The organism is Streptomyces sp. BE20 (assembly GCF_036322525.1).
Taxonomy (GTDB): domain Bacteria; phylum Actinomycetota; class Actinomycetes; order Streptomycetales; family Streptomycetaceae; genus Kitasatospora.
Map to the genome: position 1 here is coordinate 91,578 of NZ_JAQYWW010001085.1, position 9,454 is coordinate 101,031.

General features: G+C 71.2%; 8 protein-coding genes. All 8 read left to right on the forward strand.

From position 1 onward, the window contains the following. Positions 1-27: 27 nt before the first annotated feature. The 8 genes from PUR61_RS31530 to PUR61_RS31565 all read left to right on the forward strand — a co-directional run bounded on the left by PUR61_RS31530 (position 28) and on the right by PUR61_RS31565 (position 8,941). Positions 28-1,281 (forward strand): polyamine ABC transporter substrate-binding protein, encoded by a 1,254-nt coding sequence (locus PUR61_RS31530; RefSeq protein WP_329882907.1) that lies wholly within the window; start codon positions 28-30, stop codon positions 1,279-1,281. 30 nt (positions 1,282-1,311) lie between these two features. Next, positions 1,312-2,451, forward strand: coding sequence for an ABC transporter ATP-binding protein (locus tag PUR61_RS31535; RefSeq protein ID WP_329882908.1), 1,140 nt, complete (start codon positions 1,312-1,314; stop codon positions 2,449-2,451). Beyond that, the gene (locus PUR61_RS31540; RefSeq protein WP_329882909.1) at positions 2,448-3,392 is read left to right on the forward strand and encodes an ABC transporter permease; all 945 of its coding nucleotides are present in this window, start codon (positions 2,448-2,450) and stop codon (positions 3,390-3,392) included. Before PUR61_RS31535 ends, PUR61_RS31540 begins: the two co-directional genes overlap by 4 nt. Beyond that, complete coding sequence (locus PUR61_RS31545) at positions 3,392-4,195, forward strand: ABC transporter permease (RefSeq protein WP_329882910.1); 804 nt, start codon at positions 3,392-3,394, stop codon at positions 4,193-4,195. Before PUR61_RS31540 ends, PUR61_RS31545 begins: the two co-directional genes overlap by 1 nt. 45 nt (positions 4,196-4,240) lie before the next feature. Beyond that, positions 4,241-5,635: an NAD(P)/FAD-dependent oxidoreductase gene (locus PUR61_RS31550; RefSeq protein ID WP_329882911.1), complete on the forward strand. Its 1,395-nt coding sequence runs from the start codon at positions 4,241-4,243 to the stop codon at positions 5,633-5,635. A 171-nt stretch (positions 5,636-5,806) separates the two neighbouring features. Beyond that, positions 5,807-6,238, forward strand: a complete 432-nt coding sequence (locus tag PUR61_RS31555; RefSeq protein WP_329882912.1) for a hypothetical protein — start codon at positions 5,807-5,809, stop codon at positions 6,236-6,238. 142 nt (positions 6,239-6,380) lie between these two features. After that, positions 6,381-7,142 (forward strand): nucleotidyl transferase AbiEii/AbiGii toxin family protein, encoded by a 762-nt coding sequence (locus PUR61_RS31560; RefSeq protein ID WP_329882913.1) that lies wholly within the window; start codon positions 6,381-6,383, stop codon positions 7,140-7,142. A gap of 275 nt (positions 7,143-7,417) precedes the next feature. Next, entirely contained in the window at positions 7,418-8,941 is a 1,524-nt protein-coding gene (locus tag PUR61_RS31565; protein WP_329882914.1) for a CoA-acylating methylmalonate-semialdehyde dehydrogenase, read from the forward strand. Positions 8,942-9,454 lie beyond the last annotated feature (513 nt).

The window sequence follows — 9,454 nt, forward strand, 5'->3', positions numbered from 1 at the left end:
ACCCCCCTGCCCCAGGAGGCCCGTTCCATGGCGTTCAACGAGCTCACCGACGGTCTGCCCGATCCGGTCCGCAAGGCCTGGGAACGCAGCCTCACCAGCGGCCGGGCCGCGGTCGGCCGCCGCACCGTACTGCGCGCCGCCGCCCTGGCCGCCGGCGCCGGGACCCTGGCCGCCTGCGGTATCCCGCCGGCCAGGACCGCCGGCACCGGTGACTCCACCGCCAACGCCGCCGAGGACCTCTCGGAAGGCGAGAAGGAGGTCAACTTCTCCAACTGGCCGCTCTACGTCGACGCCGACGAGAACGACAAGGAGAAGCACGGCACCCTGGAGGCCTTCACCGCCGCCACCGGCATCAAGGTCAGGTACACCGAGGACGTCAACGACAACGTCGAGTTCTTCGGCAAGGTCAAACCGCAGCTCGCGGCCGGTCAGGACACCGGCCGCGACCTGGTGGTGCTCACCGACTGGATGGCCGCCCGGCTGATCCGCCTCGGCTGGGCGCAGAAGCTCAACCCGGCCAACGTCACCACCGCCATCACCACCGTCGAGTCCCGCTTCCGCGCCCCCGACTGGGACCCGGGCCGGTTCTACTCGTACCCCTGGGCCGGCATCCAGACGGTCATCGCCTACAACCGGAAGGCCACCAGGGGCAAGGAGGTCGGCAGCATCTCCCAGCTGCTCGACGACCCCGACCTCAAGGGCCGGGTCACCTTCCTCTCCGAGATGCGCGACAGCGTGGGCATGACCCTGCTCGACCTGGGCAAGGACCCGACGAAATTCACCGCCGACGACTACGACGCCGCGATCGCCCGGCTGCAGAAGGCCGTCGACAGCAAGCAGATCCGCCGCTTCACCGGCAACGACTACGGCCAGGAGCTGTCCTCCGGCGACATCGCCGCCTGCGTCGCCTGGGGCGGCGACCTGATCCAGCTGCGCGCCGACAACCCGGACATCGAGTTCGTCATACCGGAGAAGGGCTTCGTCTCCTCGACCGACAACCTGCTGGTCCCGGCCAAGGCCCAGCACAAGACCAACGCCGAGAAGCTGATCGACTTCTACTACCAGCCGAAGATCGCGGCGCAGCTGGTCGCCGGCATCGGCTTCGTCTCCGCCGTCACCGGCATGAAGGACGAGCTCGCCGCACTCTCCCCCGACACCGCGGCCAACCCCCTGGTCGTCCCCACCCCCGAGATGGCGGCCAGGGCGCACGTCTTCCGCACCCTCACCGAGGCCGAGGAGAGCTCCTTCGAGGAGAAGTTCTCCAAGCTCATCGGCGCCTGACCCCCGACGGCCGCGACCAGAGAGACCCCCATGACAGACCAGCTGCGCACCCCGGCCGGCGGCGACGTCCGCCTCACCGGCATCGGCAAGACCTACGGCGCCTTCACCGCCGTCCAGCCGCTCGACCTGACCGTCCCGCAGGGCTCCTTCTTCGCCCTGCTCGGCGCCTCCGGCTGCGGCAAGACCACCACCCTGCGCATGATCGCCGGTCTGGAGGAGCCCACCTCCGGCACCGTCCTGATCGGCGGCCAGGACGTCACCGCGCTGCCCCCGTACAAGCGCCCGGTCAACACGGTCTTCCAGAGCTACGCGCTCTTCCCGCACCTCGACATCTTCGAGAACGTCGCCTTCGGCCTGCGCCGGCGCGGCAAGAAGGACGTCAGGAAGCAGGTCGAGGACATGCTCGAACTGGTCGAGCTCGGCGCGTACGCCCGGCGCAAGCCGCACCAGCTCTCCGGCGGCCAGCAGCAGCGCGTCGCCGTCGCCCGCGCCCTGATCAACCACCCGCAGGTGCTGCTCCTCGACGAGCCGCTCGGCGCCCTCGACCTCAAGCTCCGCCGCCAGATGCAGCTGGAGCTCAAGCGGATCCAGACCGAGGTCGGCATCACCTTCGTCCACGTCACCCACGACCAGGAGGAGGCCATGACCATGGCCGACACCATCGCGGTGATGAACGGCGGCCGGGTCGAACAGCTCGGCGCACCCGCCGAGCTCTACGAGAACCCCGCCACCACCTTCGTGGCCAACTTCCTCGGCCAGTCCAACCTGCTGCCCGCCGACGTCACCGGCAGCGCCGGCGAGGACCTGCTGCTCACCGCCGCCGGTACCCGGCTCACCGTGCCCCGGGCCCGTTGTGCCGCCGAGGCCAAGCGGGTCCACCTCGGGGTACGGCCGGAGAAGATCACCATCGAGCACGGTTCCGCCGAGGTCGCCGAAGGGCGCAACCGCCTGGTCGGCACCGTCGTCGACTCCAGCTTCATCGGCGTCTCCACCCAGTACCTGGTGCGCACGGACGGCGGCCAGGAGGTCACCGTCTTCGAGCAGAACATGGAGCGCGACACCCGGATCGTCCCCGGGGCCCCGGTCGTCCTGCACTGGAACCCGGCGCACTCCTTCGCCCTGGACGCCGCCCAGGCGATCGACGCGGGCACCGGGGAGGCGGCGGCATGACCACCACCATCCCGGCGGCCCCCGCGGAGGCCATACCCCCCGACGGCGCCCGCCCCCCTGGTCCCGGACCGCGCCCCCGGCGACGGCTCACCCCGTACTGGCTGCTGCTGCCCGGCATCGCCTGGCTGGTCGTCTTCTTCGCGGTGCCGATGGTGTACCAGGCGTCCACCTCGCTCCAGACCGGCTCGCTGGAGGACGGCTTCCGGGTCACCTGGCACGTCGCGACGTACTGGGACGCCCTGGTCGAGTACCGGTGGCACTTCGTCCGGTCGTTCGGCTACGCCGCCACCGCGACCGTGCTCTGCCTGGCCATCGGCTACCCGCTCGCCTACACCATCGCGTTCAAGGCGGGCCGGCGCTGGCGCAACGTCATCCTGATCCTGGTGATCGCGCCGTTCTTCACCAGCTTCCTGATCCGCACGCTGGCCTGGAAGACCATCCTCTCGGACAGCGGCCCGGTGGTCGGCGCGCTCGACGCGCTGCACGTCCTCGACGTCACCGGCGCGCTCGGCCTCACCTCCGGCGACCGGGTGCTCGCCACCCCGCTCGCCGTGGTCTGCGGCCTCACCTACAACTTCCTGCCGTTCATGATCCTGCCGCTGTACACCTCGCTGGAGCGGATCGACCCGCGCCTGCACGAGGCCGCCGGCGACCTCTACGCCCGCCCGTTCACGACCTTCCGCAAGGTGACCTTCCCGATCTCGCTGCCCGGCGTCGTCGCGGGCACCCTGCTCACCTTCATCCCGGCGTCCGGCGACTACATCAACGCGCAGCTGCTGGGCTCGCCGAGCGAGCAGATGGTCGGCAACGGCATCCAGAAGCAGTTCCTGAACGTGCTCGACTACCCCACGGCAGCCGCGTTGAGCTTCATCCTGATGGCCCTGATCCTGGGCGTGGTGACGGTCTACATGCGCAAAGCCGGGACGGAGGAACTGGTCTGATGTCCAGAGTGATCACATGGATCCGCCGCAACCTGGTGGTGCTCGCCGGCCTGCTGGCCCTCGCCTACCTGGTGCTCCCCAACCTGGTCGTGCTCGCCTTCTCGTTCAACAAGCCGGTCGGCAAGTTCAACTACGAGTGGAACGAGTTCTCCACCGACGCCTGGACCGACCCCTGCGGCGTGGCCGAGATGTGCAGTTCGCTGTCGCTCAGCCTCCAGGTCGCGGTGGCCGCCACCGTCGGCGCCACCGTGCTCGGCACCATGGTCGCCTTCGCGCTGGCCCGCTACCGGTTCCGCGGCAAGGGCGCCACCAGCGCCATGATCTTCCTGCCGATGGCCATGCCGGAGGTGGTGATGGCCGCCTCGCTCGGCACGCTCTTCCTCAACATGCGCATCCCGTTCGGCTTCACCACCATCCTCATCGCGCACATCATGTTCTGCCTCAGCTTCGTGGTGACGGCGGTCAAGGCCCGTGTGATGAGCATGGACCCGCGGCTCGAACAGGCCGCCCAGGACCTCTACGCGACCCCCGCCCAGACCTTCCTGAGGGTCACCCTGCCGCTCGCCGCCCCCGGCATCGCGGCGGGCGCGCTGCTCAGCTTCGCGCTCTCCTTCGACGACTTCATCATCACCCAGTTCAACTCGGGACCGACCACGGTCACCTTCCCGATGTTCGTCTGGGGCGCCTCGCAGCGCGGCATCCCGGTCCAGGTGAACGTCATCGGCACCGCGATGTTCGCCGCCGCGGTCGTGCTCACGGTGGCCGGCCAGTGGCTCGGCAACCGTCGCAAGGCCGCCGCCTGACCAACCCTCCGTACCGTTCTACGTGCAGAAAGTGGCTGATAATGCATGGACTCCGCCCGCGCGCTCGCTGACGCCAGGCCCACCCCCTTCTGGCTGGAGGACCCCGGCCGCCCCCCGGCCCTGCCGGCCCTGGCCGGTCCCACCACCTGCGACCTCCTGGTCGTCGGCGGAGGCTACTCCGGCCTGTGGACGGCCCTGATCGCCAAGGAACGCGACCCCTCGCTGGACGTCGTCCTGGTGGAGGGGCAGGAGATCGGGTGGGCCGCGTCCGGACGCAACGGCGGGTTCTGCGCCGCCAGCCTCACCCACGGCTTCGGCAACGGCCTGCAGCGCTGGCCCGCCGAACTCGGGCGGCTGGAACGCCTCGGCGCCGCCAACCTGGACGGCATCGAGGCGACCCTGGAGCGGTACGGCATCGACGCCGAGTGGGAGCGGACCGGCGAGATCGACATCGCCACCCAGCCCCACCAGCTCGACGAACTCCACGAGCTCGCCGAGGCCGTCGCCGAGTACGGCCTCGACCTCACCGTGCTCGACGCCGACGCGCTGCGGGCCGAGGTCGACTCGCCGACCTTCCTCGGCGGCGTCTGGGACCGGGACGGCGTGGCCATGGTCCATCCCTCCAAGCTGGCCTGGGGCCTCCGGGCCGCGTGCCTCGCCCAGGGGGTACGGATCTTCGAGCACACTCCCGCGCTCGACCTGAACGACGACGGCGCCGGTATGAGCGTCCGGACCCCGCACGGCCGGGTGTTCGCGGGCAAGGTCGCCCTCGGCACCAACGCCTTCCCGTCCCTGCTCCGGCGCGTCCGTCCGTACATCGTCCCCGTGTACGACTACGCCCTGATGACCGAGCCGCTCACCGACGAGCAGCTCGCCGCCATCGGCTGGCGCGGCCGGCAGGGCCTCAGCGACAGCGCGAACAAGTTCCACTACTTCCGGCTCAGCGCCGACAACCGGATCCTCTGGGGCGGCTACGACGCCGTCTACCACTTCGGCGGACACCTGCGCCGGGAGTACGACCAGCGACCGCAGACCTTCGACACCCTGGCGCAGAACTTCGCCCGCTGCTTCCCCCAGCTGGACGGCGTCCGCTTCACCAACGCCTGGGGCGGTGCCATCGACACCTGCAGCCGGTTCTCGGCGTTCTACGACACCGCCCACCGCGGCCGGGTCGCGTACGCCGCCGGGTACACCGGCCTCGGCGTCGGCGCCACCCGCTTCGGCGCCGAGGTGATGCTCGACCTGCTGTCGGGGGAGCGCACCGAACGCACCGACCTGGAGATGGTCCGCCGCAAGCCGCTGCCCTTCCCGCCCGAGCCGGTCCGCTGGGCGGGCATCGAGATCACCACGCGGTCGCTGGAGCGCGCGGACCGCCTCGGCGGCCGGCGCAACCTCTGGCTGCGCGCCCTCGACCGGATGGGGCTCGGCTTCGACAGCTGACCGGTAGTCGGTAGCCGACGGCCGCGGCCGTCGGGTCGCCCAGGTGTGACCCGGGCGACCCTTGGACCTGTGTAAGAGAGACCCGCCGTCCGCCTCTCGTTGGTGACGGCGGGTCTCACTGTCCCCCGCCGTGTCTCGGACAGCACCGACGCGAAGAAGCGGGGACCACACATGGAACACACCGGACTGCACTGGCTGGCCCAGGCGGCACCGGACCCGGAGGCCTTCCGGGAGCAGTGGGAACGCACCGGCTTCGGCCTGATGCTGCTCCCCGCCGGGCGTCGCTGGGACCTTCTCTCGGTGCCCGGCAGGCTCGGCCGGCCCGCCGTGGACCTGCTCGGCGCCCGGTCCTGCGGACCGGTCCTGGCCGACTTCGGGGACGAGCACATCGGGTTCCTGGTCCCCGTCGGCACAGCCGCCCGGTGGGTCGGCACCGGCGTGCGCTGCGCGGGCGAGGGGACCTGGATCGTCGTGCCGCACCCCGGCCGGCGCAGCCGGGGCGTCCGCTGGCTGGTCCCGCCCGACGGCACCGGACGGCTCAACGACCCGGTCGTCCTGGAGCTCGTCCTCCACGAGGCCGCCGCGGGGCTCAGCGACGGGTGAACCGCCGGGCCGTCCCCGGGCCGTCTCCGGGCCGTCCCTGGGCCGTCCCCCTGCCGGACGGGCTCGGCGGCCCGGCAGCCACCCGCCCGGAACGGTGCGGGGGAGCGGCGCACGGGATGGCGCGGCGCGCCAGACTGGAGGGGTGACCACTGCCCCGGACGCCGTCGACCCGTCCCTCCGCCCGGACCCGGCCCAGCTGCGTCTCGCCGAACTGGCCAGGCCCGTCTGCGACCGGACCGGACTCGCCCTCGCCGGTGGGCACGCCCTGCGTGCCCACGGCGTCCCGGCCTGCCCCCAGGACGGGCTCACCCTGGTGGCCGACGGCACCACCGACCTGCCGCAGGCCGCCGCCGAACTGGCCGCCGCCTACCGGGCGGCCGGCGGCGGGGTCGCCGAGCGGCCGGGCACGCCGCGCATGGAACAGCTCTCCGTCCGGCTCACCCTCGGTGGGAGGTCGCACGCCGTCGAACTGCGGAAGGAACCGCTCGGCCACCGGCCGGTCCGGGTCGGCCTGGGCGGGCCCGAGGCCCCGCTGGCGGTGACGGCCGTCGCGCTGGAGGACGCTGCGGCGCTCACCACGGCGCTGCTCGCCGACCGGGCCCTGCCCCGTGACCTCATCGACGTGCACGCGCTGACCGCCTGGTACCGGGAGGGCGAGCTCCTCGCGCTGGCCACCGCGCTCGATGCCGACTTCCAGCCCGCGGTGCTCGCCGACCGGCTGGAGACCCTGGTCGAGGCCGCCGACGGCCGGTTCCGGGCCCGGGGCTGTCCCGCGGAGGAGGTCGACGCGCTGAAGCGGTGGGCGCTCGCGTGGGCACAGGACCTGAGGCTCGACCTGCTGGAGACCCAGGAGGCGGCCGACGGCCTGCACGACCCGTACCTGGAGGACGAGGAGGAGGCGTGACCTCTCGCGCCCTGCGCCCTCCGTCGTCCGCCCCGAGCCCCCTCCACTCGGCCCTCGGGAGCCGCTCCGTCTCCTCTCCGGGCCCCCGCCCGACGACCTGTAAGGCTGAACCGCCGATACCCGTCAGCCTGTTCGTTGAGCCCGTCGGCGAGGGCGACCAGACTGGGTGCCGAGCGCGGTAGCCCCGTGACCCCGTCGCCCGGCCACCGCGCGGGCGGCGTCACACAAGGGACCGGTGGCTTGATGCCGCCCGGGACTTCGGAGGCAGACGGACCTTGAGCAAGCACATCACCCACTGGATCGGCGGCCGGCCGGTCGCCACCGCCGGTGCCGCGCCCCGTCGCGGTGACATCTTCGACCCGGCCACCGGCCAGGTCACGGGCCACGTCGACTTCGCGGAGACCGCCGAGGTCGACCAGGCGGTGGCCGCCGCCGCCTCGGCGTTCACCGAGTGGCGCACCGCGTCGATCGCCAAGCGCACCTCCGTGCTCTTCGCCTTCCGCGAGCTGCTCAACGCCCGCCGGGACGAGCTGGCGTCGATCATCGTCGCCGAGCACGGCAAGGTGCACTCCGACGCGCTCGGCGAGATCGCCCGCGGTCTGGACGTCGTCGAGTACGCCTGCGGCATCCCGCAGCTGCTCAAGGGCGGCTTCACCGAGCAGGCCTCCACCGGTATCGACGTCTACTCGATCCGCCAGCCCCTCGGCCCCGTCGCGATCATCTCGCCGTTCAACTTCCCGGCCATGGTGCCGATGTGGTTCTTCCCGATCGCGGTGGCCGCGGGTAACACCGTCGTCCTCAAGCCCTCCGAGAAGGACCCGTCCGCCGCCAACTTCCTGGCCGGGCTGTGGAAGGAGGCCGGCCTGCCGGACGGCGTCTTCAACGTCGTGCACGGTGACAAGGTGGCCGTCGACCGCCTGCTGGAGCACCCGGACATCAAGTCGGTCAGCTTCGTGGGCTCCACCCCCATCGCCCGGTACGTGTACGAGACCGGCACCCGCTACGGCAAGCGCGTCCAGGCGCTCGGCGGCGCCAAGAACCACATGCTGGTCCTGCCCGACGCCGACCTCGACCTGAGCGCCGACGCCGCCGTCAACGCCGGCTTCGGTGCGGCCGGCGAGCGCTGCATGGCGGTCTCCGTCCTGGTCGCGGTCGACCCGGTCGGCGACGAGCTGGTCGAGAAGATCAAGCAGCGGATCGCCACCCTCACGGTCGGCCCGGGCTGCAACGGCGAGTCCGAGATGGGCCCGCTGGTCACCGGCCAGCACCGGGACAAGGTCACGTCCTACGTCGAGTCCGGTCTCGCGGACGGCGCCGAGCTCGCGGTCGACGGCCGCAAGCACCCGGTCACGGTCGAGGACCTTCACGGCACGCCCACGGCGGACGGCTTCTGGCTGGGCCCGACGCTGTTCGACCACGTGAAGCCCGGCATGTCCGTCTACACCGACGAGATCTTCGGCCCGGTGCTCTCGGTGGTGCGGGTCGCCTCCTATGAGGAGGGTCTGGCGCTCATCAACGACAACCCCTACGGCAACGGCACCGCCATCTTCACCAACGACGGTGGCGCCGCCCGGCGCTTCCAGTACGAGGTGGAGGTCGGCATGGTCGGTATCAATGTGCCGATCCCGGTCCCGGTCGCCTACTACTCCTTCGGCGGCTGGAAGGCGTCGCTGTTCGGTGACGCCCACGCCTACGGCGCGGACGGCGTTCACTTCTTCACCCGCGGCAAGGCCGTCACCCAGCGCTGGCTCGACCCCTCGCACGGCGGCATCAACCTCGGCTTCCCGACCAACAGCTGAGCCTCCCGACGGCGGGTTCCCCCGTCCGTCGCCGGGCCCCGCAGGCCGGTCCGCTCCCCAGCGGACCGGCCTGCGGGCTTTCCGCGGCCGGCGCCGCCCGGGAGGGTTTGCACCTCCACCCCATCGGGCGTAGTGTTCTCTAGTCGCTCGGCAGGGAGCACCGGACACGCATCAGCGCGGACGGTCCCGGGGCGGCCAATCCTCTGAAACACCACTTCCCGTGCGGATCGTGTCGCGTCATGCCTTTCGGCTTTCACGGCGCAGGTCTTATTCGGTGTGCTCATTTCAGGGGATTGCGGCCGGATTCGCTTTTCGGAGCGGGGGTCGGCTAGAGTTTGAAACGTCGGACGGGGCGTCAAGCCGCAGAAGACACCAGCGAGTTGGACGAAGGAAGCGCCGGAAGCGGAGCGGAAAGCGTCTGATAAGCTGAAAGTACGAAAGCGAGTCAGGTGAGTGAAGCTCCGGAAAACGGAGCGGAAAACGTCTGGTAAGCTGGAAACACGAAAGAACGAA